This is a genomic window from Halomonas sp. GXIMD04776 (genome assembly GCF_049808615.1).
GTDB lineage: Bacteria > Pseudomonadota > Gammaproteobacteria > Pseudomonadales > Halomonadaceae > Modicisalibacter.
In genome coordinates, this window is the sequence record NZ_JBNCAN010000008.1 from 1 (window position 1) to 26,622 (window position 26,622).

Consider the following 26,622-nt stretch of genomic DNA (forward strand, 5'->3'; position numbering starts at 1 on the left):
GGCTAAGTCGACCAGTGAAATTTCGTCATCCTGGTACCGAGTCGTCGGCGTATTTTGCTGGTTCATTGAATATCCATTGCAAAGAATTGAGGCTCAGTGTGCTTCTGGCACGCTACCGCTGGGAAAACGCATGAAAAGTTTCACATCGCGAGAATGTCTGCCAAATAGGTCTCATCCAGCGCGGCTTTCTTCTGCTTGCGCAGGATTCCTCCTTTGAAACGCTTCTCCCTTTTCAGATAATTCAAGGCGATATAACGGACCCTGGCGAGGTTTTCCGCCACCTGTCCGCGGTGATGGTGGTCTTCTCCTGGCAACCCATCGCATCGATCATCACCAGACAGCCTTGGAGATTGAGAAGCTTGAGCAGTTCGGGAATCGCCGTGATTTCGTTCGACTTCTCCGCCGTCTTGACCTGCCCCAGCACCACGCCATTCGCGCGGCAGTAGGAACCGCGCAGCGTCTTGCTATCTATGAGTAAAAACTTACTACGAACCCCGTCGTAGGGCGGTTTTTCATGCGTTTACCCTGGCCCATTATCAGCGAGATCGCCGGCGATTCGTTCTCAGTGAGCATTCGTGCCTTTCTCGCCGTGATTCTAAGTCGACTGCCGCGGGGAGCGGGCACCTTGGAGCAGCCCCTCAGTGCTTAGGTCTTCGTCAATATCAGGCCAATAGATGCCGTACCCAGCCCCGGCAATCTCCCAATGTTCACGCTGCGCCTGAGTAGCGTTGGCAAGGCGGGGGTACCATGCCAGCGGCACAACAACCACCCGTCCGTCCATCAGTTCAACCGCTAGGCGGTCATCGCCGATGCTGACGCTCATGACTCGGAGGTCGGTTTCAGGTACCAAAGAATGCATTCCACGTCTCCTCTAGCGATTGCTGAGTGTTCGGTCGTCCGGAGCGCCTAATTCATTGAATGATCAATGGAGAGGAAGCCGGCTAGCGTCTCAGGCAAGCACTTCGACCTCTAAATTGGTGTACGGCTTGAAGCGCCAGTTTCATTATTCTGGTATCGCGGCGCCGAGGTATCTTGCTGATTCATTGAATATCCATTGCAAAGGCTTAATGTTCAGTGTGGTGCAGGCACGCTACCGCCCGAGGATTGTTCCGGGCGCCTTCCCTGTCCCTGCGCTCGATCTCTATCGCTTCACAAGACCATGTAAAGCAAGATGTAAGCAAATGACGAAATGGTAGCATTTACCTACTACCATTGCTTCCACAGCAGGCTCACCGCACCGATGGGAGGGGTATGAGCAATGCCGTTTTTGTTGCACGCTTGTTATTTTCTGAGGTGGGTATTCTAGTGGACCGGTTCCGTGGCCTCTAGATGTCAGTCGTATGAATTTGTGTTGGATGTGTCGCTGATGACCGACAGATCGTCAAATCCTGAAGAGGGTCAAGAGCGATTGCCTGGTATCTTGCAAAGTGCATAAAAAAACTGCGTACCTATCTGTTTTGCGCAAAAAAAATTTGTTACGCGTAAAAAACTTGATAATTTGGGGAAACAAGCACGATAAGAGGTCTTTCATGACCCGCGTTGGCTATAGCCGTCTCGCAGCGCATCCCTCTATCAGCGCCTTTGAGCCCCGGGTGGTAGCAGAGGCTCGATCGGTTACAGCGATTTTCATATTCCAGCACTCAATGTAACTTGGATAACGGGATATATCCTCGAGGCTGAAAGGGAAATCGTTTCAGGTTAAGAATCCACCTGTAAATAATATTCATCTTAAGCGGTATCTTCCGGAAAGCGATAACCACCTGACCGCAGCAAGCCTGGCCAACTGTAGCGCCGGATGATCGATAGGACGAGGCACTGAACCAGCAGATCCAAGTCACCTCCTCGAGAACTATCATCGAGCCCTGAGGTTCATCAATATGTCGGTACGCTTAGGCAATCTTGCCCAGCTCCACCAAGGTACGCAGCAGCGTATCGACGCTGGTATCGCTTTGGCGGAAATCGCTCATCAGCGAGCGCAGGCGCTGCTCGAACTCGCGCTGGGCATCCTGATCACGCTCGAGCTGCTGGCGCTTGCTGGAGCCATCCATGTCTTTCAAGGCTTGGGCAAACGCATCATCAAGTTCGCGGAACTTGCGCAGCTTCTCTCTTTCATCCATTTGACGGGGTTTATTGGATTTCATGAGGTTAGTATCAATACCATAAACGAAGTTAGAAAAATGCTAGATAAGACCTTATTAAAACGCCGACAAGTAAATGTACAAAGACATCAGATATCTGAGTACTTCAGCATGAACATAGTAGCCGGCGTGACTGAATTACGTTTTGTGTCGCACTGCGCGGCATTTTGGCACACCCTTTAGCGACCACATTTGGACATACCGGTGCATCTGGCAATTTTGACTGCCTCCCGGATCAGTAGCCTACAACGTAGCCACGAAGAGCCTAGCGTTACAAATGATTCGTTTTCTAATGATGGTGTCGATGACTATTTAGCGTTTAGAAAAAGCGCATATGTATATATCGATCAGACACCTTGCCCGCTAGCCGTCCGGGCCTGGACCTAGGCAGCCATGATGACAAAGTTATGTACGTTCACGCAACAAAAAAAGCCCGATAAAGCAGACGGCATTAAATTTAACGCAGTCTATTTTAGCGGGCATCAAGAAACACAGGGAATATCTCGCCCCCAATGGACAGGATATTGACGATCAGCATACATTACATTTAGTTACTAAAATATATAAAACAGATACTCTCATTCTATTTTATTATCACATTAATACCAATAACGCTTGGTAGTCATAAAAAAGCCTTGCTGGAGGCATGATAATTTTTATTTAGTACATATATGATCGCCCAAGCACGCTGACGATGCCGGGTTAGGCTTCCATCAAAGCCTGAAAGCCTAACCTTGGCCGCGAGCCTCAACCTTCAGTGCGTACCAACCAGGATTCGACGGTATCGGTACCGTACTGATCTTTCCAGGCCTTGAGCGTTTTCTGGTTACCGCCCCGGGTTTCGACTACTTCACCGGTATTGGGGTTCTTGTAGATCTTCAGCTTGCGCTTACGCCGATTACTTCCGGTAGCAACGCTTTTAGCGGCACTAGAAGACTGATCCTTGGGTTGAAGAAGGTCGATGACATCGCCAGCGCTCTTACCAAACTCCTGCATCAGCGCTTCCAGGCGCTCCTTGAACTCGAGTTCGGACTTTAAACGTTGGTCACCTTCCATCTGTTCGAGCTCTTGCTGAATCTGCTTGAGCATTTGCTCTTTCATCATATATTCACTAAGCAGTGACATACGTTTTTGACCCTTATATTAAAAGTTAGCGTTTACGGTGCAATTATTAACGTTTTTAAGCCTTGTGCCAAGAGTTGTGGTATTTTTTTCTTGCAATCTAGAGTATTTAGCGCGTCACACCCTATGCTTTCGATAGGTGTAATCGTTAATGCTATCTATTTCAGCCTACTTTGCTCTTTGCGTTTTGTAGAGACCCCATCGAAGTTGCAGTTAGCATTATGCCAAGATGAGCGGGTTCTCTTTGCGTAGGGATAGGTACTATGCGGCACCTCCTAGCGAGAATCGGTGATCTCGACTCCATCACGTCCAGAGTGCGTTCACTTGAAACAAATTCGCGACGACAAAAGATCATGAGGAGTTGAGCTGACCTCCACTTTCAGGTCAAAGTGTCGGATAGTGACTGATCCGTCGCTTCATATCACCTGCCTCGAGGAACACAATAACAATGCTTCCCGACATACCACTTGACGATTTGAAGGTGCTCGAACTCGGTCAGCTGATTGCCGGCCCTTATTGTGGGCAGGTATTGGCGGATTTCGGTGCCAGCGTCATCAAGATCGAACCCCCCGGCAAGGGGGATGCCATGCGCCAGTGGGGCGAGGTCGATGCGAATGGCGAACCGCTGTGGTGGAACGTCATCGGGCGAAACAAGCAATCTGTGACGCTGGACCTGCGCCAGCCCAAGGGCCAGGAAATCCTGCGTGACCTGGCATCTCAAGCGGATATCCTGATCGAGAACTTTCGCCCCGGCACCATGGAGAAATGGGGCCTGGGCTATGAGGCGCTGGCGGCGGTCAATCCCGGGCTGATTATGGTGCGGGTGACCGGCTTTGGCCAGGATGGCCCCTATGCCTCGCGGGCCGGGTTTGCCTCGGTGTGCGAGGCGATGGGCGGGCTGCGCTATCTGAGCGGTTATCCGGATCGTGCGCCGGTACGCGTGGGCATTTCGCTGGGCGATACACTGGCCGGCCTGCATGGCGCCCTGGGCGCATTGGTGGCCTTGCATCAACGCGAGCGAACCGGCTACGGCCAGGTGGTGGACAGTGCGATCTTCGAATCGGTGCTGGGCATGATGGAGTGTCTGATTCCCGAGTACGCGCGTACCGGCAAGGTGCGTGAACGCAGCGGGAGTTTTCTGCCCCGCATCGCCCCGTCCAATGCCTACCCGAGCCGCGACGGTCGCGATGTGATCATCGGTGGCAATCAGGACACGGTCTTTCGGCGCCTATGTGCAGTGATGGGCCAACCCACCCTGGCCGATCATCCGGATTACGCCACCCATCGCGCCCGGGGTGACAATCAAGAGGCCATCGATGATCTGGTCGCTGCCTGGACCGCCCAGCACGATGCCCAGGATATCGTCGATTGGCTGGCGGAAGCCGGCGTGCCCGCGGGGCTGGTCTATCGTGCCCCGGAGATGCTCGACGATCCGCACTTCAAGGCCCGGGAGGCGATCGTCGAGGTTCCCGATCGTCGCGGCCAACCCCTTCCCATGCAGAACGTCTTTCCACGGCTTTCGAAAACCCCCGGCCGGGTACGTCATGTGGGGCCTGAACTGGGCGAACATACCGAGGCGATTCTCAGCGACTGGCTGGGGATGGACGAGGCTACTCTAGCCGAATTGCGCGATGTTGGCGTGATCTGAGCGGAGTAGCCTCATGTTATCGCCCATGCTCGATCCGATTCTCGTAGTGATCGCCCTGCTCGCGTTGATCGGCGTTGGTTTGCCGATCTTCCTGGCGCTGGGGCTTTCGGGTTTGTTGGGTCTTTACATGGCACGGGGCTCGATGGCGTTCTTCTTTGCGCCTTCATCGCTGTTCGGTCAACTCAACAGCTTCGAATTAATCGCTCTGCCGCTGTTCATTCTGATGGGTAATCTGCTCGGCGCTACGCCGGTGGGGGCGAGCCTTTTTCAGGCGGCGGTGCGCTGGCTCAACTGGTTGCGCGGCAGCCTAGCCATATCGTCGGTGGGCGCCTCGGCGATGTTCGGCGCGGTATCCGGGGTGAGTCTGGCCGGCGTTGCCGCGGTGGGCTCGATTGCCGTGCCGCAGATGCTGGAACGCGGCTATAGCCGCTCCCTGGCCGCAGGCTCGGTGGTGTGTGCCGGGGCCTTGGCGATGCTGATTCCGCCTAGCGTGCCGTTCATCATCTATGGGGCGGTCTCCAGCGTTTCGGTAGCGGATCTATTCATCGGCGGAATCGTGCCCGGCATCGTTCTGGCGTTGGCTCTGTCGCTATACATCTATATCCGCGTGCGCCTGCATCCAGAGGAAGCACCAGCCGCGCCGGAGCGATTCACCTGGCGGCAGCGCTTTGTCAGCCTGGCCAATATCTGGCATGCGGCCCTGTTGGTGGTGGCGGTGCTGGGCTCAATCTATTCGGGATTGGCCACGCCCAGCGAGGCGGCGGGAATAGGCGCGTTTGGGGCCTTTCTTATCGCGACGGTAGTCTTTCGTGCGCTGAGCTTGCGTAAATGCTGCGAGATCTTCGGGACTACTGCACGCATCAGCGGTGCCATCCTGCTGATCATCGGCTGTGCCAAGATCTTCGGCGATTATCTCAACATGGTGCGCGTGCCCCAGACCCTGACCGAGTTGCTGACCGCCAGCAGCTTGCCGGCCTGGGCCATCCTGCTGGCGATCATGCTGCTGTTGATCCTGCTCGGCATGATCGTTGATGCGGTGTCGTTGATCGTGGTGACCACCCCGGTGCTGCTGCCGCTGATCGAGGCGCTGGGTTACGACCCGCTGTGGTTCGGTATCGTGCTGGTGCTGAATCTGGAAATCGCCGTGGTCACACCGCCGGTGGGCCTCAATCTATATGCCCTGCGTGGGGTCTGTCCCGAACTCTCGATCGAGGAGATCATTCGTAGCGCCCTGCCCTTCGTGGGCGTGCAGTTTCTGGTGCTGATGCTGTTCGTGCTGTTTCCCAGTATCAGCCTGTGGTTGCCAAACCAGATGTAAAAAAGCAGAAAAGCAATATATGTGAGTAGGAACATGCTGAAAAACTCGTCGAGCGATGGTCAGGCAAGGCAAAAATTGACGACAAATCGGCAGGATAGCCGATTTGGGCAGCTCGGCTGCTCGAAGAGCAAGCGACATGGATGTCGCGAGTCCAAGACGGAGTTTACATGTTGTAAATGAGTACTTTGATCGGACTCGCGCACGAGTCGATTTTTAACGCCGCATGACCGAAGCGCAGACAGTTTTAACTGAAACAAGAACAAGCAAGGAGAAGCGACATGTCCATGACCCGTCGAGAACTACTCAAATACGGCACCTTCGCCAGCGCTAGCGCCGCCCTGCTCGGTGGGCAGAGTCTGTTTGCGCGCCGCGCCCAGGCCGCGACCACCCTGACCGGGGTGAACTACATCACGCCCTCCTACGAGGCGCTGAGCTATGGCTCCAACGGCTTCATCGACTATCTCAAGCAGCATGGCGGCGATGCGGTCAACGTCGACTACTACCACTCCGGTCAGTTGCTCAAGGCGGATGAGCAGTTACCGGCGTTGCGAGCCGGCAACATCGACTTCATGTTCCACACCACCTCTTACATCACCCGCTCGCTGCCGATTCTGGGCATCACCGGTCTGCCGGGTGTCGTCGGCGAGTTGTATCGAAACCCCGAACGCCTCGATCAGGGCAGCCCGTTACTGGCGTTGATCAACGAGGAGTTGGCCAAGGACAACCTGTACATGCTCACCGCCGGCGGCGGCATTCTCGAGCCGGAGTATATCTGGAGCGGCGATGCCAAGCCGGTGCGCTCCCTCGAGGATCTTCGCGGTGAAAAAGTGCGAGTGGTCAGCTTCGAGGCGACCAAGGCCCTCGAGCCTTACGGCATCGCGGCGGTGCGCATTCCTTCCTCGGAGACCTATATGGCATTGCAGCGCGGCACCGTGGACGCCGGTGTCTTCAATATCTCCACGATCATCGGGCGCAGCCTGCAGGAACAGCTCGCTTATTGCTACAAGCTGCCGACCACCGGCTTTACCGTTGCGCCCTTCATGCTGCGGGATCGCTGGGAGGCCCTGGAGGATGACATCAAAAAAGCACTGCAAGGAGCCGCCGACTGGTATGACGACAACTTCGCCAGTTACTGCAATGACACCATCTATCCTGAACAGTACTGGCCCAAGGTCGAATCCGCCGGTATCGAGGTTATCCAACCTTCCGAGGAGGACATCGCCACCTTCAACGAGGCCACCCAGTCTGTATGGGAGCACTGGAAGGGTGAGGTCGGCCAGGAGGTCGGTGAACGGGCCATTGCCCTGGCGATGGGCGAATCGCAATGATCTCGTTTGCCCTGCGCGGTTGGGACGGTCTCTTGGCCGTCCTGCGCTGGACCTCCATGGCGGTGTTGGCCTTCATGATGCTGACCATCTGCTACGACGCCACCATGCGCTATGTGTTCACCGCGCCGACCAGTTGGAGCCTGGAGATCAACTCCTTTCTGATCGTCTATCTGGCGGTGATCGCGGCAGCGGAGGCTCAGCGTCACGACGCGCATATTCGCATCACCTTCTTCCAGAACAAACTGCCGCAACGACTACAGGCGCTGATCGCCATCGCCACCGGCTTGCTGGGTGCGCTGTTCTGCGCGATTCTGGTGTGGCGAGGGGGGTTGTTGGCTTTGCAGGCCTTCGAGTACGGCGAGCGGGTGTCGAGCGCCTTCGGCACACCGATGGTGCTGCCCTATGCATTGATACCGGTGGGCTTCACCGCCCTGGGCTTGCAGTTTTTGATCGATGCGCTGAACGCGGGCCAGCGCTTGATTCATCCCGCTGCGGAGGAATCATCTCATGGGTGATCATGGCCATCGGGGTGGAAAGAGCCCGATTTATCGGGCGATTGCTAGCGGCGTTCGGGCTGTGCCGCTGAGCCGACAGGTGTACCCCCGCTTCCCCCATTTACTCTGAAAAAAGCTCGTCCAGGGTTTCTGCCGTCAGCAACCGAGTGCCCCAGGAGCTCAGTTGTGCATCCGTTGCAGTGTCAAGTTTTTCGTCTACCCAAGACGGCAATTCACCGAACTTGAATGCAAGCTGCGTCCTTAAAAGGCCGGAAAGACCTTCCGTGCGGCCTTCCGTGCGGCCTTCCGTACGACCTTCGGTACGGCCTTCGGCACGGCCCTCCTGCCGCTCCTTTTTCGCCCAGTTTTCCAGAGTATCGGCCAACATGTCTTTATCCTCCACCAAACTATCAAGACGGTCCAGATTGACCCCAGCGCCAAGCCGCTGCAAGTGCCGTTTGAGCCATCGGGTAATGATGGCGTCAATGCGCGCCTTGTCGGGATCGGCCTGAATAATCGCCACAACCCGATCCACCGCTTGCTGCAGGGCTTCATAGCCCTCGGTGGCGTTTTCAATACTGAACACGCCGCTCAGCGGGGTATGCCGCCTTGCCAGGTCTTCGTCACTGTAACGCCCTTCGTCGATTAGGCAATAGCGCAGGTGGGGCTGATAAGGCCACAGGAATTGCGGTGGTTCCGGCTGCACCATGGCGTAGATGTCCTGCTTCGCCGACCAGCGATTCGTCCCGTTGTAGAGCACGATAGGGAAAACGGGCGGCAGGCCTTTCTGCGGCGTTGTTGCACGTGTTTTGAGCAGGTGGTCATAGAAACAGGCGACATAGTGCATCATCCGTAGCGGCATGCGCTGATCTACCCTGGACTGAAACTCTAGCAAGATGTACAGATACACTCGCTGAGTGGTGCCCTGCCAGGTAGCCTCTACCGACCACACCACATCCTCGAACTTTTCCTCGAACAACGGCGTGATGTAGTTGCCACTGTGATTCTTAAGCGTCGAGAAGTCCATCAGTGCAGCGATGTCATCCGGAGCAAAGCCGTCGATCAGCTGCTCGACAAACTCGGGATGGCTGAATAGCTCCTTGTACCCAGTGTCGTGGTGGTTCGTTGCCATGCGCGCTCCTATCTCGACGCTTGAAGCGTACCATTTTAGCGACTGTCAAGCATTTATGCGCAGTGCCTCCGGGGTGAGGGAGCCCGACTTATCGAGCGGCTGATATTGGAGCCTCACAAGTGAAGGATTGCAAAGCGGAGCTCAAGACGCTATTGCTTGACAACATCAACAACAAGACCCGAAGAAACATCATGAACTCAGCGCGCATCAGTAAGCTATTCTCGATGTGGGCGGCGTCATCAACTGGCGGAACATGTCATCTCAGGAGGCTTTCGCATGAGTTCGTTCACTCCCCTTGAGCAGGTCGATATCGTAGAGGTCGCGCCCCGAGACGGCTTCCAGTCGATCAATGATCCGCTGCCCACAGCGGACAAGATTCGCTGCATCCAGGCGCTGCTCGATGCCGGCATCACGCGGTTGGAGATCGGCTCCTTCGTCAGTCCCAAGGCGGTGCCACAGATGGCGGATATTGGCGAGATCGTTGCGGCCTTCGTCAATCGTCCGGATCTGCGCCTGGCAGCGCTGGTGCCCAATCTCAAGGGGGCGGAGATGGCACTGGCCAGCGGTATTCGCGAGCTGGTGTTCGTGGTCTCGGTCTCCGAATCCCATAACCAGAGCAACGTACGTCAGAGCGTCGCCGATTCGCTGGCAGGCTTTGAAACCATCATCGAACGGCTACGTGCTTTGGGTGACCAGGACAGCCTTCGTTTGCGGCTGGACCTGGGCACGAGTTTCGATTGCCCCTATGCGGGGCGCATCGATTGGCAGCAGGTCGAGGCGGTACTCGCTCCGGCACTGGAAATGGCCCGGGGCATCGAGCTGGAAGTCGCCCTCTGCGATACCACCGGGCGTGCCACGCCCTACCAGGTCGCCGAGCACTTCAGCCGACTGGGTGAGCGCTGCCTGAATGATCGTTTGAGCTGGGCCTTTCACGGCCACGATACCTATGGCATGGGGGTGGCCAATGCGTTGTTCGCTTTGCACCACGGCGCTACAGCCCTGGACGCTTCATGTGCCGGGCTGGGCGGCTGCCCCTTCGCGCCGGGTGCGACCGGCAATACTGCCACCGAGGACCTGATCTACGCGCTGCAGGGAGGAGGGATAGATACCGGCATCGATCTGCCGCGTTTGCTCGAGGCTGCCGACAGGATCGCTGCCCTGCCCGGTGGACAAACCGCCAGTCATTTGCGCAATGTACCCCGTGAGAAAGTGAAATCGGAACGCCAATAACCAGCAATGTCCACGCAATAAAAACCACGGAGAACAATATGAACAAACTGCTGACATCTCTCACTACGGCTACCGCCCTGACCGTCGCCCTGGGCATGACCGCGTCCCCAGCCCTGGCGGAGCGCACTCTGCGCCTGTCATCCCAGATCCCCGAGAACCACCCCATCGGTGAAAACCTCAGCTTCTTCAAGGAGCGGGTCGAGAAAATCTCCGACGGCGAGATCCAGGTGCAGATCTATCCCTCCGCCCAGCTCTACAAGGGCAGCGAGATCCCTCAGGCGGTGAGCTCGGGCGCGATTGACATGGGTTTGGTGCTGATCGATGAATACAGCGGCACCCTGCCCGCCACCGGCCTGTTCAGCGTGGCCTTCCTGTTTCCGGATTACGACGTGCTGGCCAAGGCAGCGGGGCCGGACAGCCCGGTGCGCCAGCAGCTCGATGAGATGATTCGCAAGACGGGCACCAAGGTGCTGTGGTGGCAGGATTACGGCCCGGTACAACTGCTTGCCAACGATAAACCGCTGGTCGATCCCGCGGACATGCAGGACAAGAAGGTGCGGGTGCTGGGCAAGCCCTCCGGTGATTTCATCGAGGCGCTCGGGGGTAATCCGGTGAAGATCAGCGGGTCGGAGCAGTTCATGGCCTATCAGCGCGGCACCGTGGACGTGGGCATGACTGGCACTACCGCCACAAAGTCGCGCAAGCTGTATGAGGTAATGGATTACATCACCATTACCAACCATGCCCAGGTGGAGTTCCTGATCGTCATCAACGACGAGTTGTGGAACGAGCTCTCCGAGCAGGAGAAGGCCTGGATGAGCGAAGCGGCACTGGCTGCCGAGAAGAAGATGCGTGAAGAGACCAAGGCCAAGAATCTCGAGGCCCAGCAGTACCTCGCCGAAGAAACCGATATGCAGGTGCAGGAACTCAGCGAAGAACAGCTGAACGCCTGGCAGAAGGCCTCGGAACCCGCGGTGCAGGCCTACATCAAGGCCGCCGGTGAGACGGGGCAGGAACTGGTCGATCAAGTCCGCCAGATGCAATGAGCGGTTCCACGCATCCGGCCTCAAGGCCGACTCTATTGACCTGGGTGGATCGCCTGGCCGAGCTGCTGGCGCGGCTCGGCGATCTATTGGTGGTGACCATCGCCCTGCTGTTGTTCGGCGAGGTGGTGGCGCGCTACGTGTTTCACGCCCCTACCATCTGGACCCAGGATATTGCCGTTACGCTACAGGTCTGGTTCACCTACCTGGGCATGGCTTATGTGCTGCGCGAACGTCAATTGATCCGCATCACCGCGATCGTGGCGCTATTGGGGCCACGATCGCGCCAACTGGCGGAAGGGTTTGCGCTGGTGGTGATCCTGCTTTTCAGCCTGATGGCGACGGTCTATGGCTTTGATGTTGTCAGCGAGTCGATTCGCTCCGGGCGGCGCCAGCCGACCGTTCTGGAACTGCCTAACTGGATCGCCGAGCTGCCGGTGGTAGTCGGCTTTGCGCTTCTTGCTCTGCAAAGTCTGGCGGAAGTGGTTCGTCTGCCCTTTCGTCCTGCCCCGACCTTTAATCCGGGCGGTGAACACGCCGCGAAGGACAACGAGTCATGACCCTGGTGATGATATTCGGCGCGCTGCTGTTACTGCTGTTCAGCGGCTTGCCGGTGGCCTTCGCCCTGGCGGCGCTGGGTACGCTAATGCTGCTGGTGGAGGGATTGCCGCTGGTGATGGTGGCGCAGAATCTACACGGCGCCCTGGATAACTTCGTGCTGCTGTCGGTGCCGCTATTTCTACTGATGTCGAACATTCTACTCAAGGGCGGCGTGGGGCGTGACCTGTTCGCCGCCGTGCAGAGCTGGGTCGGCCACTGGCCAGGCGGGCTGGGCATCGCGGCGCTGCTCTCCTGCGGGCTGTTCTCGGCGATCTCGGGCAGCTCCGTGGCCACGGCGGCCACCGTGGGTACGGTGGCCATTCCCGAGATGACCCAGCGTGGCTATGCCAAGTCCTTCACCTTGGGCTTGCTTGCTGCCGGCGGCACCCTGGGCATTCTGATTCCGCCCTCTATCCCTCTGATTATTTACGGCGTGATCACCGAGGAGAGCATCGGCAAGCTGTTCCTCGCGGGCATTGGACCAGGCTTGCTACTGCTGGCGCTGTTCTGCGTCTATGCCGCGCTATATGCCAAATTCACCTCCGCCCATCAGCCCACGCCCAAGGCCACCCGCGAAGAACGCCGACGTGCCACCTGGCGGGCGCTGCCGCCCACGGTCCTGGCGATCATCATGATCGGCGGCATCTACACCGGCGTATTCACGCCCACGGAGGCCTCGGCGGTGGGGGCGGTGCTGGCGTTTGTCTTGACGGCATTCTTGCTGCGCACCCTGACCCGGGAGACCTTTGTCGCGGCGGTGCGCCAGACCCTCTCGACCACCATCGTGCTGTTTCTGGTGATCATCGGCGCCAAGATATTCGGCAAGGCGGTCACGCTGTATCAGGTGCCAATGATGATCTCCCAACTGGTCGATACCCACCTGGAATCCGTGGCGATGTTCCTGCTGGTCGTGGCCCTGATATTGCTGTTCATCGGGCTCTTCCTGGAGAGCCTGTCGATGCTGCTGATCATGGTGCCGATGCTCATTCCGTCGGTGCTGGCGCTGGGCATCGACCCGATCTGGTTCGGCATCTTCTTCGTGGTGCTGATCGAGGTGGCACTGATCACCCCACCGGTCGGCCTGAACCTGTTCGTGATTCAGGCCGTGGCAGGTACCAACCTGGGCACCGTGATTCGCGGGGTGAGTCCGTTCATCATATTGATGCTGCTGGCGGTGATCGTGCTGTGGCTGGTGCCGAGCATCGTATTGTATGTGCCCTTCGAGTTGAATTAGGGGCGCCTCAACTTTACCGATAGCCTAAAAATACTCTTGCCAGACCATAAGTGGACGCATAGACTATTTTTTTATAGCCTTTATGTCTACTTACACATGAAATCACAAGATGCACAAGCGATCTTCACCCATTGGAACCAGCAAGGTCGCTCCGTATTCACGCTGAACGATCTCGCCAAACTGTTCCTTGACGATAGCCCCAAAACGCTGAAGGAAGGTATCAACCGACTGGTACGCCAAGGCGTGCTAGAGCGCGCGGCGCGCTCGGTCTATGTCTACAAGCGTGCATACCAGCGCGACCCCAACCTACTCGAACAGATCGCCAAGGCCATGCGCCGGGGCGAGTATAGCTACGTCAGCCTCGAGTCCGCTCTCTCGGAATATGGCGTCATCTCGCAGATTCCGGTCGACCGGCTCACCATCATGACGACAGGCCGCAAAGGCACCTATCGTACTCCCTATGGGACTTTAGAATTCACGCATACCAAGCGTCCGGTGAAGGAGCTTTTAAAGCGCATGAAAGATGTTGGACGGCCTCTGCGTCTTGCCACCCTGGAGGCCGCTTGGGCAGACCTGAAGCGCGTTGGGCGTAATACCCACCTGGTCAACCTTGGGAATATTGATGATGATTGAGCGTGCCGATTTCGATGATCTCGTCAACCAGGCGATGCAAATGCCTGGTCACCAAAGTATGCGCCCCGTCATCGAAAAGGAACTGTTGCATTTCGACATCTTGTTCGCACTAGAACGAGAAAGACTTCTCGATGAACTGGTCTTCCAAGGTGGTACCTCGTTGCGCCTATGCCACGGTTCTTCACGCTTCAGTGAGTATCTGGATTTTGTGGGTGGACCGGATTTCAGCAGTCATAGTGTTTCGGATATCAAGACTTGCATCGAGCATTACGTGGCGCGCCGATACCAATTGGCGGTCAGCGTCAAACAACCCAGCGAATTGCGCGCCGATCCCTACTATGCCGGAATCAGGGTCGACAAATGGCAGATCTCTGTGGTGACGGCGCCTGAGCGCCGCGATCTTCCTAAACAGCGGGTCAAACTCGAGATCGCCAACGTGCCGGCCTATACTCGCGAGCCTCACACCCTCAACGCAAACTATCCGTTTCTACCCGATGGCTACCGCGACTTGCTGATAATCACCGAGTCTCTGGATGAAGTGATGGCCGATAAATTGATTGCCTTGGTCAACAATGAAAAATACGTGCGCCATCGTGACATCTGGGATTTGCAGTGGCTGTCCCAGCAAGGCGCAAGTCCGAATATTGAATTAGTAAAAAAGAAGCTCATCGATTACAGCGTGGAGGGCTATACCAGTAAGGCCCGCCGACTACAGGAAAGGCTACCCGACATCATCGCAGGGCAACCATTTCGGAACGAAATGCGGCGCTTTCTTCCTGCATCGGTGCTAGAGCGAACCCTGGACCAGCCGAAGTTTACGCACTTCCTCATACGAGAAACGCACGCTTTGCTCGGTCAGGTCGTCGACACCCTCGATGGCCAAGCATCGACTGGACCGGAACATGACTTCACTCTTTAGGACCCTGTATTACAACCACATGGCCGCCAGCCATCCAAATGCGATCAGCGGGATGTTGTAGTGGATGAAGGTCGGCACCACCGAGTCCCAGATGTGGTCATGCTGGCGGTCGACGTTGAGGCCGGAGGTTGGCCCCAGGGTCGAGTCCGAGGCCGGCGAGCCGGCATCGCCCAGCGCGGCGGCGGTGCCCACCAGGGCGACCGTCGCCAATGGCGAGAAGCCGAACTGCACCGCCAGCGGCACGTAGATGGCGGCAATGATGGGGATGGTCGAGAACGACGAGCCGATCCCCAGCGTGATGAACAACCCCACCAGCAGCATGATCAGCGCCGCCAGGCCGCGGTTGTCACCGATGATATCGAAGGCGTTGTCGACCAGCAGCTCGATTTCGCCGGTGGCGTTCATCACCGCCGCAAACCCGGAGGCGGAAATCATGATGAAGCCGATCAGCGCCATCATGCGCATGCCGCTGGTGAAGAGATCATCGGCCTCGCGCCATCTGAACACGCCGCCCACCGATAGCAAGGCGAAGCCCACCAGGCCGCCCAGGATCATCGAGCCGCTGTAGAGCTGAATACCCAAGGCCGCAACGATGGCCACTACCGACATCGCAAGCCCGAGGGTGTGAATCTCCACGCGCTCCTGGTGATGGGGCAGGTTGCTGGTGCTCACATCCAGCGCTTCATAGTCGCGTGGCTTGCGATAACTCAGGAACAGCGCCACCAACAGGCCCAGCGCCATGCCCCCGACCGGCACGCTCATGGCCAGCGGTACCATTCCTCGACTGATCTCTAGGCCCAGAGGCTGCCCCGCCTCGTTGATGTTGGTCAACAGGATGTCATTGAGAAAGATCGCCCCGAAGCCCACCGGCAACAGCATATAGGTCGCGGTAAGCCCGAAGGTCAGGGCGCAGGCCACCGCTCGACGGTCCAGGCGCAACTGGTTCATCACCTTGAGTAAAGGTGGAATCAGGATGGGAATGAAGGCGATATGGACCGGGATCAGGTTCTGGGACGACACGGCCACCAGCAGCACTGAACCGATGAGCGTGTACTTGACCGCGGCCTGGCGTCGCGCCGAGGCTTCCTGGTTCAGCAAACCGATCAAGCGCTGCGCCAGCAAATCCGGCAATCCGGCCCGGGAGATGGCGACGGCGAAGGCGCCGAGCGTGGCGTAGGCCAGGGCGACCTTGGCGCCGCCGCCCACGCCGTCATTGAAGGCCGCCAGGGTATCGCCAAGCGAGAGGCCGCCGACCAGACCGCCGACGAGGGCCCCGACCACCAGGGCGAAGACCACCGATACCCGAGCCAGGGACAGCCCGACCATGACCAGAACGGCCAGAATTACCGCATTCATGCTTTATTTCCTGTTCCAGCGTAGAGGGACATGCGTGAAAGCGGGAGATTCTAACAGAGCCGTTTATTTCATGGGGTCTCGCTTGCTTAAACGAATTGCCATGTCGTTGTCATAAGCCATCGCCAATATGGGCATTGCCGACGGCCTCAGCCCTCTCAGACAAGGGACAATGTCGTTCAGCGTATAAGGAGAAGCCACCAAGAAGGCAAGAAAGAGGGCAAGCGCTGGCGCAGGATGCGCCCTATGGAGAACTGCAGCAGCTTGAGTGCTGCTCAAGGATGAACTGGAAAATTTACGTCGCGGGGACTTCCCGTGGCGTTTTTTTTCAGACGATCTCAGACAACGGGCAGCAGCCACTCCCGATAGGCCTTCAAGTCATCCCCGAGTTCGGCTCGCACCAAGCGATGATAGAGCCGTTGCAGCTCTCGGGTGATCGGGCGCTCGCCCCGCCCTACCCGGCGCCCGTCCAGCTCGCGAATCGGCAATATCTCCGCCGCGGTACCGGTGAAGAAGGCCTCGTCGGCGGTATAGAGCTCGTCCCGGGTGATACGCCGCTCGTGAACGGTCATGCCCAGTCGTTCGCGAGCCAGCACGATGATGGTATCCCGGGTGATGCCCTGCAGGCAGGACGTCACCTCGGGGGTGTGCAGCACGCCATCGCGCACCAGAAAGACGTTCTCCGCCGAGCCCTCGGCGACATAGCCCTCCGGGTCGAGCATCAGCGTCTCGTCGAATCCGGCCTTGACCGCCGTGTTCAGCGCCAGCATCGAGTTGACGTAGTGGCCGTTGGTCTTGGCCCGGCACAGGCTGATGTTGACGTGATGACGACTCCAGGAAGAGGTCAGCACGCGCAGCCCCTCCTCGGCGGCCTCCGCAGAGATGTAGTGAGCCAGGTGCCAGGCGGGGATCATCACGTTGACGCTCAACCCCTGGGCGCGCAGCCCCATGCCCTCGGCACCGAAGAACACCGTGGGCTTGATGTAGGCATCTCCCAGGTCGTTGCGCCGCAGGGCCTCGCGCTGGGCCTCGATCAGCGCATCGGCGGTGTAGTCCAATGGCATGTCCAGGGAATGGGCGCTGTCGAGCAGGCGCCGGGTGTGCGCCTCGGCCCGAAACAGATGGGCGCCTTGCGGGCCGTCATAGGCACGCACACCCTCGAAGCAGCCCATGCCGTAGTGCAATGTATGGGTCAGCAGGTGCCCCCTGGCCTCACGCCAGGGTATGAACTCGCCATTGAGCCAGAACCAGCCATCGCGGTCACTGATCGATTGCATATGCTTTCTCTTCTCTTGATCATCCATTGCATGCCGACTGTCGATGACTAGCGGCGCGCTTCAACGTGCGAAACGCCCGGGGCGAAACGCCTCGAGGTTCACCGCGGGCTCGTCGTTGTCCACTAGCTGGCCGATCAGTTCGGCACTGGCGGCGGACAACGTCCAGCCGCAGGTGCCGTGCCCCGTGCTGAGATAGAGATTGTCGCGTCTCGCCAGCCCTGATGATCGCGATCTGCATGAATGCCCTCCTCCGGTACCCTTCGAAATGATCAGAATGTCGCCAACGGCAACGCCGCGACCTGTTCATCGGCCTCATCCAGCGCACCATGCTGCATCCAGCCCTGCCGCCACTGCTCGATCAGCTCGTGTTGATGAGGCTGCAGCGACTGATAGCCCCAGGCGGCGATCTCGTCGTTCTGCGGGTCGTGAACCCGGGTGCCGCTGCTCGCCAGGGTGGCGATCGCCGCATGGCCGCACAGGGGAACGTAGCCCTCGGAGTAGCCGCCTTCGTGGATCATCACCAGCCGACCGCCGCACAGATGTTCAGCCAATGCCCTTAGCCGAGCGGTCATCTCGGCGAACATGGCGCTGTTGAGCAGCATCTTGCCCAATGGGTCCTTGGCGCAGGCATCGTAGCCGCAGGCGACAACGATCAGCTCCGGGCGAAAGGCGGCCAGGGCCGGCAGCACCAGTCGCGTGAATGCATGCCGATAGGCCCCGATGCCGCATCCCGGCGGCAGGGGCAGGTTGAGCGTGGCGCCCTGCCCGGCGCCCTCGCCCTGCTCGTCGAAGCCGCCGGTTTCCAGCGGAAAGTTGCCGGCCTGGTGAAGCGAGACGCTGAACACCTCGGGGTCGTCGTAGAAGGCGTCCTGGGTGCCGTTGCCGTGGTGAACATCCCAATCGAGGACGGCGACACGGCGCACCTGGCCCAGCGCGCGGGCACGCATCACCGCAACGGGAATGTTGCCCAGCAGACAGAATCCGCGCCCACGATCCGCCTCGGCATGGTGGCCGGGCGGGCGACACAGGGCATAGGCGTTGCGATGGCGACCGCTGGCGACATCCTCGACGGCGGCGACGGCGAGCCCCGCGGACTGCTTCGCCGCGGCCAGGCTGCCCGCCGTATAGGGCGCGCAGTCGCCCGCATCACCGCCGCCCCGCCGGCTGCCGGCTTTTAGTTCCGCCAGATAGCGTTGGGTATGGAACCGCGCTAGATCTTCTTGCGTTGCCGCGGGCGGCTTGACGACGGTGAGTTCGTCGATCAACCCCGAGACTTCCAGCAGGTTCTTCAGGCGCCGCTTGCTCTCAGGACTCTCCGAGGCTGGCTGCGGCTGGAGGAATTCCCCCGGGGCCGAGAATACGCCGATCGCCCCGGGATCGTGCCAGAAGCAGCGCTCGTGCCAATAGAAGGCCGTGGCCTTTGTCGTCGCTTCACCGAGCATCTCGAACGCTTCCGTCATGCGCCTTTGAGCGCCGCCACGACCATGATCTCGATCTTCCATGCCGGATTGGCCAGACGCTCGTCGATGGCCTCGAGCACCTGCTGGGTCTGCCCCTGCATGTCGGCACCGGGATCACTCGGTACCTGGCTGGAAAGGTAAACAAGGTCGTTGTGCATGACGACCTGGCTCATGCGCTGGCTGGCGCCGAGGTAGTTGATGCTCATGGTGTTTCCTTTGCTTGATCATGGATTATCGACGGAGAAAGCCACGCAGGAAGGCGGCAAGGTTGGCGCCCAGGCTCTCGGTAGGGTAACCGCCCTCCTGCACCACGACGCTGGGCAATTTCAGCGCCGCCAGCCGCGCGCCGATACGCGTGAAATCCTCGGTCTCCAGCGCCAGGCCTGCCAGAGGATCGTCCTTGTGGGCATCGAGCCCCAGGGCGATGACCACCGCCTGGGGCGCGAACTCCTCCATCCTGGCCAATAGACGCTCGAGGTTGTTCATGAAGAGAACGCCATCGCTGCCCAAAGATAACGGTATATTTACATTGTATCCCTCTCCCTCTTCCTCGCCACGCTCGTCCTCGCCGCCCCAGAAGAACGGGTAGAACTCGCTGGGGTCGGCGTGCAGCGAGCCGGTCCACACATCGTTGCGAGCATAGAAGATGTCCTGGGTGCCGTTGCCGTGATGCAGATCGACATCGACGATGGCGACCCGCTCGAAACGCTCGCGCAGGATACTGGCCGCCAGTGCCGAGTTATTGAGAAAACAAAATCCCCCGGCCCGTTCGGGGCCGGCATGGTGGCCCGGCGGCCGGCACAGGGCATAGGCCGACGGCTCACCGTCGAGCACCGCCTCGGCGGCGGCCTCGGCGCTTGCCGCACTGGCCAGGATGCCGGCGAAGCTGTCCGCGCCGATCGGACAGGCCATGTCGTGCAGATGCCAACCCGCCTGCCCTACCGGATGGTTCGGGTAATGATGCCCGCCCCCGGTGGGATGCACGTTGGGCGCCACCAGCTCGGAGGCACCAGGCATGGCCTGCCAACGCGCATGAATGGTCTCGAGGAAATGCAGATAGCGTGGCGAATGGATCGTCGTCAACCGCTCGCGCAGCCGGGGCGAATCGATGTCCGCAGGCGCCTCGAGCGAGAGCCCGAGACTGGCCAGGGCATCGGCCAGGCGTTCGGCGCGCTCGGTGCGCTCCGGTGACGGCGCCGGGGCGCCGCGCAGCAGGAAGGTCGAAGGCGCATGACGATCCTGCTCGGTGGAATAGAAAAACTTCATAAACTCCTCGATATGACTTCTGACAATGACTCCTCTCAATCCAGCAGGCCGGGTATCCAGGTCGACAACGCCGGGAACAGTGCCAATAGAACGATGACCGCCAGGAAGGCGAAATAGAATGGCAAGGAGGCAATGATCGCCCGCTCATAGGGCACCTCGGCGATGCGTGCCGCGGTCATCAGGGTCATGCCCACTGGCGGTGTGACATTGGCGATGTTCAGGGTGACGATCATGACGATGGCGAAATGCAGCGGATCGAAGCCCAGGCTGACCATGGCCGGCACGATCACCGGCCCGATGACCACCAGCGCCGGCAGCACGTCCATGACCGTGCCGATCACGATCAGCAGCAGGCAGACCAGCATGATCTGCACGAAGGGGATGTCGCTCAGGGTGGTGATCAGTTCCGCGGCGTCCCGGGCAATCCCCGAGCGGGTCACGAACCAGCCGAGCACCGCCGAGGTGGCGAGCAGAAAGAACACCACCCCGGAGAAGCGCGCCGTGGTGACCAGGGCATGCCAGACCTTGCGCAGGGTCAGGTTACGATAGAACACGAAGCCGATGACGATGGCGTAGACCGCGGCGAAGCCGGAGGCTTCGGTGATGGTGGTCATGCCTGAGAGAATGCCGCCGAGGATGATCAAGGGCACCAGCATCGCCGGCATCGCCGACAGAAACGCCAGCACCGCCACCTTGATCGGCGTGGCGCCCTGCTTGGGATAGTTGCGCTTCCAGGACAGCACGAAGCTGGTAACGAGCAGTGTCAGCGCCATCAGGATACCGGGCAGGATCCCGCCGGCGAACAGATCGATCACCGAGATGTCGCGCAGCAAGGTGGCGTAGACCACCATCACTACGCTGGGCGGAATGATCGGCCCAATGATCGACGAGCAGGCGGTGATCGCCGCGGCGTATTCGGCGTCATACCCCTGCTTCTTCATCTCGGGAATCATGATCTTGCCGATGGCCACGGTATCGGTGATCGCCGCGCCTGTGAGCCCGGCGAAGAACAGCGAGACGGTCACATTGACGTGACTCAGAGCCCCACGCACCTTGCCCAGCAGGGCATTGTTGAAGGTGATCAGCTTCTGGGTCAGGCCGCCCTGGTTCATCAGTTCGGCGGTGAAGATGAAATACGGCACGGCGATCAGCATGTAGCCCGATACGCCGGAGAACATGCGATCGGCGATGATGCCGACCATGCGTTCGCCGCCCAGGGAATAGACGCCGGCTACGCCGGAGATCGCCATGACCACGGCCACCGGGGCGCCGATCAGCAATACGATGATAAAGGCGATGATGGCGGCACTCATGAGCGCGTCTCCTGGTCGTTACTGGAGAGCACTTCGTCGATCAACGCATTCTCGTCGGCGAAGTGCTCCAGCAGGCTGAAGCCCTGCACCAGATGCAGCAGGAAGATCGTCCCGGTCAATGGCACGGTGATGGCGGTCCAGCGATAGGAGATCTGGATGTTGTCCGACACCATGTAGACCTGAGTGGCGTTGGTGAAATAGCCCCAGCCATACCAGATCATCAGCAGCGCGAAGAACGCCATCACGGCAAGCGTGGCCACGGCGGCGGCCTTTACCAGGGGCATGGGCAGCAGGCGCACCAGCAGCGTCATGGCCACATGCTCCCCGGAATGCAGGGCGATGGTGATGGATACCAGACCGATCCAGGGCAGGAACAGCCGCGCCAGGGAATAGGTCCAGCTCAGGGCATCGCCGGTGAACAGGGTATAGAGGAAGCCGGTGAAGGAGATCGCCAGCATGGCCAGCACGCAGGCCACACAGAGCACGATGGCCGCCTGGTTGACGGCATCGCTCACCCGCCGGGCATTATCGAGTATCGACATGAGAAACCTATTGACCGTAACGCTGATAGGCCTCTTCCGGCAGCGACTCACCCAACGACGCCACTTCGGCCAGCAAATCGTCAATCAATTGGGCATCCAAGCCATAATCGTTGACGATCCACTCCTTCCAGGCAGGACGCGCGATCTCGGCCATTCGGGCGCGCTCCTCGGCGGGCATCAGATAGCACTCCTCGAATAATTCGCAGGACTTCTGCCAACTGGCCGTGGCCAGCGCACCCGAGGCGCCGTGGCTGAGAGTGATCGCCTCGCGAGCGGCTTCGGTGATCACCCGCCGGTACTCTTCGGGTAGCGATTGGTACCAGGCTTCACTCACCATCCAGGGAGCGCTGTTGTAGACATGGCCAGTCAGGGTGGTGTAATCCGTGACCTCGTCGAGCCCGAACGTGGTGTTGATCACCGGGGCATTGAACTGACCGTCGGCCAGGCCGGTTTCCAGCGCCGTGATCAGCTCACCCCAGGGTAGCGGAGTGGCCGAGGCACCCAGGGCCCGCATGACCGCGACGTGGGCCGGATTCTCCTCGGTGCGGATGTTGAGCCCCTCGAGATCCTCGACGGTCTTGATCAGTCGCTCGTTGTTGGTGAATGCCACGAAACCACCGCCATCATCGAAGGTGCCCAGATAGCGCATATCGGCGGCCTCGATGGTGCCGTGCATGAAGTCGGCAAACCATTCACTGTCGAAGAAGGCCCATGCCTGACGCCAGTCATCGAACAGGAAGGGCGCGGTAACGGCCTGGTAGTCCTGATAGAACGAGGACATGGCCCCGGAGGTGAGAATGGTCGATTGCAGCGCCCTGCCACCGGCCTGGACCTGGGAACCGGTCTCGACCTCGGAACCGAGTTGCCCACCCCCGAAGATGGAGACCACCACCTCGCCGTCGGTGCGCAATTCTACTAGATTCTTGAAGTGCACCAGGGCGGGATAGATGCTGTTGTTGGAGAGGTTCTCGGGAATCAGCGTGGCGATGGCCATCTCGTATTCCTGAGCCTCGGCGCCAGGCGTGGAAAACGCCAATGGCAAAGCCGCAGCGATCGCCGTGACGGTCGCGAGTTTATTGAAACGCATACTGTCTTCCTTGTTGTTATGTCTTCGTGTTGTCGTTGTTGTATCGACCCGAAACGAGAGGCCCTCAAGGTAGCCGTCTCGCACAGTACCCTCCTAAGTAGAACAACCTGTTTGCGTATTGAAGTCTAGTCAGACTTCTCGGAACTTGCTTATCGGAAAACTAACGGTGCGATGGAAAGGCGGACAGAGCCACGAACACCGACGGTACCCATGACCTGTGGTGAGTCTCAGCAACGCCCTTTCTTTGCCTGCCCAGGGGGACAGAAGTCTCCGCCATTCCGATGATCATGGTGACCGTCGCCGATCTCGATTACCGGCTCGGGATCGATGCGTGCCGGCGTATAGCTACAGCCAGCCAACAGCAAAAGTACCAGACTCAATGATCCAAAAGCGCGCATATTATTTCCTTCTTCTAGTATTAAAAGACCGCCCATTATCAATACTACCAGCTTAAAGAAAACACTACCTCGACGTAAGTCTCATAGGATGTAGACAGTAAACGCTTGACAGTGACACCACTATCGATGATTTTGGTATACAACAACGGTACACAAAACAATCACCGGCTCCCAGAGCAAGGCACCTGAACCACACTGATGTGGGTAACCCTTCGGTTAGTCCAGTTGCCGGTTGCTATCGCTGAGGAGAGCCCCATGACCGACACAGTACGAACGCTCTGGATTCGCAATCCGCTAGCCTGCGCCGACCCCGACGCAGCAGGTGGCATCGTCATTCAGGGCAGACGCATTCTCGAGAAGATTGCCGCGGGCGCTCAGCCTCGCCAGCCAGTGGATGAGACCTTCGATGCGTCTCGGCATGTGCTATTGCCCGGGCTGGTCAATACCCATCATCACTTCTATCAGACCCTGACGCGTGCTTATTCCCCTGCGCTCAACAAGGAGCTCTTCCCCTGGCTGACAACGCTCTACGATGTCTGGGCGAATCTCGACGAGGAGCAGCTCATTCTGGCCAGCGAACTGGCCATGGTCGAGCTGCTGATGTCGGGCTGCACCACCGTGGCCGATCATCACTATGTCTTTTCCGGGGCTCTGCTCGGTGCCATCGATTGCCAGGTGGAAAGTGCTCGGCGGCTTGGCGTACGCGCTGCCTTGACTCGCGGTTCGATGAGCGTGGGCCAGGAAGATGGCGGATTGCCGCCCCAGTCGGTAGTGCAGGATGAACGGACCATCCTCGACGACAGTCAACGCCTGATCGAGCGTTACCACCAGCGCGGTGACGGCGCCATGACGACCATCGCCCTGGCGCCCTGCTCCCCTTTCTCGGTCAGTCGCGAACTGATGCTCGAAAGCGCGCGACTCGCCGAATCCCACGACGTACGTCTGCATACACATCTCGCCGAGACCGAGGACGAGACCGCCTACTGTCAGCGCCTTTTCGGCATGCGTCCGCTGGATTATCTGGAAGAGTGCGGCTGGTTGACGAACAGAACCTGGCTGGCCCACGGCATTCATTTCAATGACGACGAAATCAGACGCCTGGGACAGGCCGGTACCGGCATCGCCCACTGCCCCTCGTCGAACATGGTGCTGGGCTCCGGCATGTGCCGCACTCTGGAGCTCGAAGCCGCCGGAGCTCCGGTAGGACTTGCGGTGGACGGCTCGGCCTCCAACGACCATTCCAATCTTGCCAATGAGATGCGCCAGGCCCTGTTGCTGGGCCGGCTGCGTTATTCGCCTAGTGATGTCACCCATGAAGACGTCATCCGCTGGGCAACACAAGGATCGGCGCGCTGTTTGGGACGAGCTGATATCGGTGGGCTGGAACCCGGGCAGCAGGCCGATCTGGCGCTGTTCAAACTCGACGAACCGCGCTTTTCCGGTGCGGAGAATCCTTTGGCTGCGCTGCTGTTGTGTGGCGCCCAGCGTGCCGACCGCGTCATGGTCGCCGGGTGCTGGCGGCTGATCGATGGCCTACCCTGTGAAATCGACCTGGGTAGCTTGATGGCCCGGCACGACGAAGCGGCCAGGCGACTACGCAATGCACTATAACGAACACCCCTGATCCCCTAGCTATCTGACAACAACAAGCAGGAGCACTACCGACAATGACCACGTCTACGACCACGACGCCGGGACAGCCCCAGGATAACCCGCATCACGTGCGCAGCACCCATGACGTCAATGCCATGCCGCCACTGGGGCGCGCCATCCCTTTGGGTATTCAGCACGTGCTGGCAATGTTCGTCGGCAACGTTACCGTACCGATCATTATCGCCGGCGCGGCCAACCTACCCGAGGCTCAAACCGTCTTCATGATTCAGGCGGCCATGTTCGTCGCGGGGGTCGCCACCCTATTGCAATCTCTGGGTATCGGTCCGATCGGTGCGCGTTTGCCCATCGTCATGGGCACCAGCTTTGGTTTCGTGCCGGTGCTGATTCCCATCGCCGGTGACATGGGGCTACCCGCCGTGCTGGGCGCCTCATTATGTGGCGGCATTGCCATGGCATTAGTGGGGTTATTCTTGCCCTGGTTTCGCTTTCTATTTCCACCGGTGGTCACGGGCACCTTCGTCATCATGCTGGGTGTGCTGCTGATGCCGGTGGGCTTCGCCTATGTCGGTGGCGGCTTCGGCGCCCCGGACTTTGGCGCTACACACCATCTCGGCTTGGCTGCGCTGGTATTCGCCGTCACCCTGGGACTGCATCAATATGGTCGCGGCATCTGGTCGGAAGCCGCACCCTTGGCGGGCCTATTGGTAGGTTATGCGGCTGCCGTTGCCTTCGGCTATGTGGAGTTCGGCAAGATCGGCAGCGCCGAATGGGTCTCCCTGCCCGTTCCCATGGCCATTGGCCTGGAATTTCATCTGGCAGCGATCGTGCCGGTGGTGCTGCTGGCCCTGGTGACCTGTGCCGAGTCCATCGGTGACATCGTCGGCACCACCGCGGGAGGTCTGAATCGCGAACCGACCAAGAAAGAGCTCTCCGGAGGTGTCATGGCGGATGGTATCGCCAGCGTTTTCGCTGCCATATTCAACGCCTTCCCGCAGATCAGCTTCAGCCAGAACGTCGGCATGGTCGCCTTGACCGGTGTCGTCAGCCGCTATGTTGTCGCCATCGGCGGTGGTTTCCTGGTGCTGGCGGGCCTGCTGCCCAAACTGGGTGCTGTCATCTCTAGCATTCCCAACTCGGTGCTGGGGGGCGCGGTCTTGATCATGTTCGGCATGATCGCCAGCGCCGGTATCAAGATGCTCAGTAACGTCGACTTCAACAAGCGCAACATGGTGGTGATCGGCGTCTCGTTATCGCTGGCCATCGGCTTGCCAGCCCAGGAAGGCCTCTACGCCAACCTGTCCACGAATATGCAAGCCATCATCGAGTCCGGCTTGATTCCCGGCGCTATCGCCGCCATCGTGCTGAACCTGATTCTGCCCAAGCATGAGCACGCCATGCGCGACACCGTTTGAAGTTGTCAAGCGTCATTCTCTAGAACGCTTGCCTTGGCTGTTATCCTTCCATGCCCTCACT

General features: G+C 59.1%; 26 protein-coding genes and 1 pseudogene. 12 read left to right on the plus strand and 15 right to left on the minus strand.

The genetic code is table 11. The features are described from left to right. Positions 1–140: 140 nt before the first annotated feature. The 5 genes and pseudogenes from ACPF7Z_RS06825 to ACPF7Z_RS06845 form a co-directional block, all read right to left on the minus strand. A complete protein-coding gene (locus tag ACPF7Z_RS06825; protein ID WP_425192488.1) occupies positions 141–314 on the minus strand; it encodes a hypothetical protein in 174 nt (57 codons plus the stop codon). Next, positions 302–478: pseudogene (locus tag ACPF7Z_RS06830) on the minus strand (ISAs1 family transposase); the annotation flags it as partial. The pseudogene ACPF7Z_RS06830 and the gene ACPF7Z_RS06825, both read right to left, overlap by 13 nt. Positions 479–595: 117 nt before the next feature. Then, positions 596–859, minus strand: coding sequence for a DUF2442 domain-containing protein (locus ACPF7Z_RS06835; protein WP_425192489.1), 264 nt, complete (start codon positions 857–859; stop codon positions 596–598). Between the two features lie 1,030 nt (positions 860–1,889). After that, the gene (locus tag ACPF7Z_RS06840; protein ID WP_425192490.1) at positions 1,890–2,141 is read right to left on the minus strand and encodes a hypothetical protein; all 252 of its coding nucleotides are present in this window, start codon (positions 2,139–2,141) and stop codon (positions 1,890–1,892) included. 744 nt (positions 2,142–2,885) lie between these two features. Continuing rightward, a complete protein-coding gene (locus tag ACPF7Z_RS06845) occupies positions 2,886–3,263 on the minus strand; it encodes a histone-like nucleoid-structuring protein, MvaT/MvaU family (RefSeq protein ID WP_425192491.1) in 378 nt (125 codons plus the stop codon). 445 nt (positions 3,264–3,708) lie between these two features. Here ACPF7Z_RS06845 and ACPF7Z_RS06850 point away from each other — a divergent pair, with 445 nt between their 5' ends. From ACPF7Z_RS06850 to ACPF7Z_RS06865, 4 genes are all read left to right on the plus strand, one after another. Beyond that, the gene (locus tag ACPF7Z_RS06850) at positions 3,709–4,908 is read left to right on the plus strand and encodes a CaiB/BaiF CoA transferase family protein (RefSeq protein ID WP_425192492.1); all 1,200 of its coding nucleotides are present in this window, start codon (positions 3,709–3,711) and stop codon (positions 4,906–4,908) included. Positions 4,909–4,921: 13 nt separating this feature from the next. Next, positions 4,922–6,226: a TRAP transporter large permease gene (locus ACPF7Z_RS06855; RefSeq protein WP_425192493.1), complete on the plus strand. Its 1,305-nt coding sequence runs from the start codon at positions 4,922–4,924 to the stop codon at positions 6,224–6,226. A 278-nt stretch (positions 6,227–6,504) separates the two neighbouring features. Further along, entirely contained in the window at positions 6,505–7,554 is a 1,050-nt protein-coding gene (locus tag ACPF7Z_RS06860) for a TRAP transporter substrate-binding protein (RefSeq protein ID WP_425192495.1), read from the plus strand. Continuing rightward, on the plus strand, positions 7,551–8,069 hold the full coding sequence (locus ACPF7Z_RS06865) for a TRAP transporter small permease subunit (protein ID WP_425192497.1): 519 nt from the start codon (positions 7,551–7,553) through the stop codon (positions 8,067–8,069). The genes ACPF7Z_RS06860 and ACPF7Z_RS06865 overlap by 4 nt, the downstream gene beginning before the upstream one ends. A 100-nt stretch (positions 8,070–8,169) precedes the next feature. On the opposite strand, the gene ACPF7Z_RS06870 is transcribed toward ACPF7Z_RS06865, so the two are convergent. After that, positions 8,170–9,180: an Rpn family recombination-promoting nuclease/putative transposase gene (locus ACPF7Z_RS06870; protein WP_425192499.1), complete on the minus strand. Its 1,011-nt coding sequence runs from the start codon at positions 9,178–9,180 to the stop codon at positions 8,170–8,172. 276 nt (positions 9,181–9,456) lie between these two features. Between ACPF7Z_RS06870 and ACPF7Z_RS06875 the strand changes: the two genes are divergently transcribed. The 6 genes from ACPF7Z_RS06875 to ACPF7Z_RS06900 all read left to right on the plus strand — a co-directional run bounded on the left by ACPF7Z_RS06875 (position 9,457) and on the right by ACPF7Z_RS06900 (position 14,839). After that, a complete protein-coding gene (locus tag ACPF7Z_RS06875; RefSeq protein WP_425192501.1) occupies positions 9,457–10,410 on the plus strand; it encodes a hydroxymethylglutaryl-CoA lyase in 954 nt (317 codons plus the stop codon). Between the two features lie 38 nt (positions 10,411–10,448). Then, positions 10,449–11,456, plus strand: coding sequence for a TRAP transporter substrate-binding protein DctP (gene dctP, locus ACPF7Z_RS06880; protein ID WP_425192503.1), 1,008 nt, complete (start codon positions 10,449–10,451; stop codon positions 11,454–11,456). Then, on the plus strand, positions 11,453–12,013 hold the full coding sequence (locus ACPF7Z_RS06885; protein WP_425192504.1) for a TRAP transporter small permease: 561 nt from the start codon (positions 11,453–11,455) through the stop codon (positions 12,011–12,013). Before dctP (ACPF7Z_RS06880) ends, ACPF7Z_RS06885 begins: the two co-directional genes overlap by 4 nt. Beyond that, positions 12,010–13,287, plus strand: coding sequence for a TRAP transporter large permease (locus tag ACPF7Z_RS06890; RefSeq protein WP_425192506.1), 1,278 nt, complete (start codon positions 12,010–12,012; stop codon positions 13,285–13,287). The genes ACPF7Z_RS06885 and ACPF7Z_RS06890 overlap by 4 nt, the downstream gene beginning before the upstream one ends. A gap of 96 nt (positions 13,288–13,383) precedes the next feature. Further along, a complete protein-coding gene (gene abiEi / locus ACPF7Z_RS06895) occupies positions 13,384–13,920 on the plus strand; it encodes a type IV toxin-antitoxin system AbiEi family antitoxin (RefSeq protein WP_425192508.1) in 537 nt (178 codons plus the stop codon). After that, positions 13,910–14,839, plus strand: coding sequence for a nucleotidyl transferase AbiEii/AbiGii toxin family protein (locus ACPF7Z_RS06900; protein WP_425192510.1), 930 nt, complete (start codon positions 13,910–13,912; stop codon positions 14,837–14,839). The genes abiEi and ACPF7Z_RS06900 overlap by 11 nt, the downstream gene beginning before the upstream one ends. A gap of 9 nt (positions 14,840–14,848) precedes the next feature. Here ACPF7Z_RS06900 and ACPF7Z_RS06905 read toward each other — a convergent pair whose 3' ends face one another. The 9 genes from ACPF7Z_RS06905 to ACPF7Z_RS06945 form a co-directional block, all read right to left on the minus strand. Then, the gene (locus ACPF7Z_RS06905; protein ID WP_425192512.1) at positions 14,849–16,195 is read right to left on the minus strand and encodes a Na+/H+ antiporter family protein; all 1,347 of its coding nucleotides are present in this window, start codon (positions 16,193–16,195) and stop codon (positions 14,849–14,851) included. 335 nt (positions 16,196–16,530) lie between these two features. Beyond that, on the minus strand, positions 16,531–17,469 hold the full coding sequence (locus ACPF7Z_RS06910; protein ID WP_425192514.1) for a branched-chain amino acid transaminase: 939 nt from the start codon (positions 17,467–17,469) through the stop codon (positions 16,531–16,533). 269 nt (positions 17,470–17,738) lie between these two features. Then, positions 17,739–18,929, minus strand: a complete 1,191-nt coding sequence (locus ACPF7Z_RS06915; RefSeq protein ID WP_425192516.1) for a class II histone deacetylase — start codon at positions 18,927–18,929, stop codon at positions 17,739–17,741. After that, positions 18,926–19,135: a Rid family hydrolase gene (locus tag ACPF7Z_RS06920; RefSeq protein WP_425192517.1), complete on the minus strand. Its 210-nt coding sequence runs from the start codon at positions 19,133–19,135 to the stop codon at positions 18,926–18,928. Before ACPF7Z_RS06920 ends, ACPF7Z_RS06915 begins: the two co-directional genes overlap by 4 nt. Positions 19,136–19,160: 25 nt before the next feature. Then, positions 19,161–20,195 (minus strand): histone deacetylase family protein, encoded by a 1,035-nt coding sequence (locus ACPF7Z_RS06925; protein WP_425192518.1) that lies wholly within the window; start codon positions 20,193–20,195, stop codon positions 19,161–19,163. 35 nt (positions 20,196–20,230) lie between these two features. Then, entirely contained in the window at positions 20,231–21,508 is a 1,278-nt protein-coding gene (locus ACPF7Z_RS06930; protein ID WP_425192519.1) for a TRAP transporter large permease, read from the minus strand. After that, positions 21,505–22,050 carry a TRAP transporter small permease gene (locus tag ACPF7Z_RS06935; RefSeq protein ID WP_425192520.1) on the minus strand — a complete coding sequence of 182 codons (546 nt, stop codon included), beginning with the start codon at positions 22,048–22,050 and terminating at the stop codon, positions 21,505–21,507. Before ACPF7Z_RS06935 ends, ACPF7Z_RS06930 begins: the two co-directional genes overlap by 4 nt. 7 nt (positions 22,051–22,057) lie before the next feature. Continuing rightward, entirely contained in the window at positions 22,058–23,137 is a 1,080-nt protein-coding gene (gene dctP, locus ACPF7Z_RS06940; RefSeq protein WP_425192521.1) for a TRAP transporter substrate-binding protein DctP, read from the minus strand. A 227-nt stretch (positions 23,138–23,364) separates the two neighbouring features. Next, a complete protein-coding gene (locus ACPF7Z_RS06945; RefSeq protein WP_425192522.1) occupies positions 23,365–23,535 on the minus strand; it encodes a hypothetical protein in 171 nt (56 codons plus the stop codon). Positions 23,536–23,790: 255 nt separating this feature from the next. Between ACPF7Z_RS06945 and ACPF7Z_RS06950 the strand changes: the two genes are divergently transcribed. Both ACPF7Z_RS06950 and ACPF7Z_RS06955 read left to right on the plus strand, forming a co-directional pair. After that, positions 23,791–25,146 carry an 8-oxoguanine deaminase gene (locus ACPF7Z_RS06950; protein ID WP_425192523.1) on the plus strand — a complete coding sequence of 452 codons (1,356 nt, stop codon included), beginning with the start codon at positions 23,791–23,793 and terminating at the stop codon, positions 25,144–25,146. A 56-nt stretch (positions 25,147–25,202) separates the two neighbouring features. Then, complete coding sequence (locus ACPF7Z_RS06955; RefSeq protein ID WP_425192524.1) at positions 25,203–26,561, plus strand: uracil-xanthine permease family protein; 1,359 nt, start codon at positions 25,203–25,205, stop codon at positions 26,559–26,561. Positions 26,562–26,622: the final 61 nt, after the last annotated feature.

Bases quoted from the DNA above. Each gene is read 5' to 3' on its own strand.
- ACPF7Z_RS06925 (WP_425192518.1), bottom strand. From the start codon at position 20,195: ATGAAGTTTTTCTATTCCACCGAGCAGGATCGTCATGCGCCTTCGACC.
- ACPF7Z_RS06935 (WP_425192520.1), bottom strand. From the start codon at position 22,050: ATGTCGATACTCGATAATGCCCGGCGGGTGAGCGATGCCGTCAACCAG.
- ACPF7Z_RS06890 (WP_425192506.1), top strand. From the start codon at position 12,010: ATGACCCTGGTGATGATATTCGGCGCGCTGCTGTTACTGCTGTTCAGC.
- ACPF7Z_RS06875 (WP_425192501.1), top strand. From the start codon at position 9,457: ATGAGTTCGTTCACTCCCCTTGAGCAGGTCGATATCGTAGAGGTCGCG.
- ACPF7Z_RS06865 (WP_425192497.1), top strand. From the start codon at position 7,551: ATGATCTCGTTTGCCCTGCGCGGTTGGGACGGTCTCTTGGCCGTCCTG.
- ACPF7Z_RS06920 (WP_425192517.1), bottom strand. From the start codon at position 19,135: ATGAGCATCAACTACCTCGGCGCCAGCCAGCGCATGAGCCAGGTCGTC.
- ACPF7Z_RS06835 (WP_425192489.1), bottom strand. From the start codon at position 859: ATGCATTCTTTGGTACCTGAAACCGACCTCCGAGTCATGAGCGTCAGC.
- ACPF7Z_RS06910 (WP_425192514.1), bottom strand. From the start codon at position 17,469: ATGCAATCGATCAGTGACCGCGATGGCTGGTTCTGGCTCAATGGCGAG.
- ACPF7Z_RS06955 (WP_425192524.1), top strand. From the start codon at position 25,203: ATGACCACGTCTACGACCACGACGCCGGGACAGCCCCAGGATAACCCG.
- ACPF7Z_RS06850 (WP_425192492.1), top strand. From the start codon at position 3,709: ATGCTTCCCGACATACCACTTGACGATTTGAAGGTGCTCGAACTCGGT.
- abiEi (WP_425192508.1), top strand. From the start codon at position 13,384: ATGAAATCACAAGATGCACAAGCGATCTTCACCCATTGGAACCAGCAA.
- ACPF7Z_RS06845 (WP_425192491.1), bottom strand. From the start codon at position 3,263: ATGTCACTGCTTAGTGAATATATGATGAAAGAGCAAATGCTCAAGCAG.
- dctP (WP_425192503.1), top strand. From the start codon at position 10,449: ATGAACAAACTGCTGACATCTCTCACTACGGCTACCGCCCTGACCGTC.
- ACPF7Z_RS06905 (WP_425192512.1), bottom strand. From the start codon at position 16,195: ATGAATGCGGTAATTCTGGCCGTTCTGGTCATGGTCGGGCTGTCCCTG.
- ACPF7Z_RS06900 (WP_425192510.1), top strand. From the start codon at position 13,910: ATGATGATTGAGCGTGCCGATTTCGATGATCTCGTCAACCAGGCGATG.
- ACPF7Z_RS06855 (WP_425192493.1), top strand. From the start codon at position 4,922: ATGTTATCGCCCATGCTCGATCCGATTCTCGTAGTGATCGCCCTGCTC.
- ACPF7Z_RS06860 (WP_425192495.1), top strand. From the start codon at position 6,505: ATGTCCATGACCCGTCGAGAACTACTCAAATACGGCACCTTCGCCAGC.
- ACPF7Z_RS06885 (WP_425192504.1), top strand. From the start codon at position 11,453: ATGAGCGGTTCCACGCATCCGGCCTCAAGGCCGACTCTATTGACCTGG.
- ACPF7Z_RS06950 (WP_425192523.1), top strand. From the start codon at position 23,791: ATGACCGACACAGTACGAACGCTCTGGATTCGCAATCCGCTAGCCTGC.
- dctP (WP_425192521.1), bottom strand. From the start codon at position 23,137: ATGCGTTTCAATAAACTCGCGACCGTCACGGCGATCGCTGCGGCTTTG.
- ACPF7Z_RS06840 (WP_425192490.1), bottom strand. From the start codon at position 2,141: ATGAAATCCAATAAACCCCGTCAAATGGATGAAAGAGAGAAGCTGCGC.
- ACPF7Z_RS06945 (WP_425192522.1), bottom strand. From the start codon at position 23,535: ATGCGCGCTTTTGGATCATTGAGTCTGGTACTTTTGCTGTTGGCTGGC.
- ACPF7Z_RS06870 (WP_425192499.1), bottom strand. From the start codon at position 9,180: ATGGCAACGAACCACCACGACACTGGGTACAAGGAGCTATTCAGCCAT.
- ACPF7Z_RS06930 (WP_425192519.1), bottom strand. From the start codon at position 21,508: ATGAGTGCCGCCATCATCGCCTTTATCATCGTATTGCTGATCGGCGCC.
- ACPF7Z_RS06915 (WP_425192516.1), bottom strand. From the start codon at position 18,929: ATGACGGAAGCGTTCGAGATGCTCGGTGAAGCGACGACAAAGGCCACG.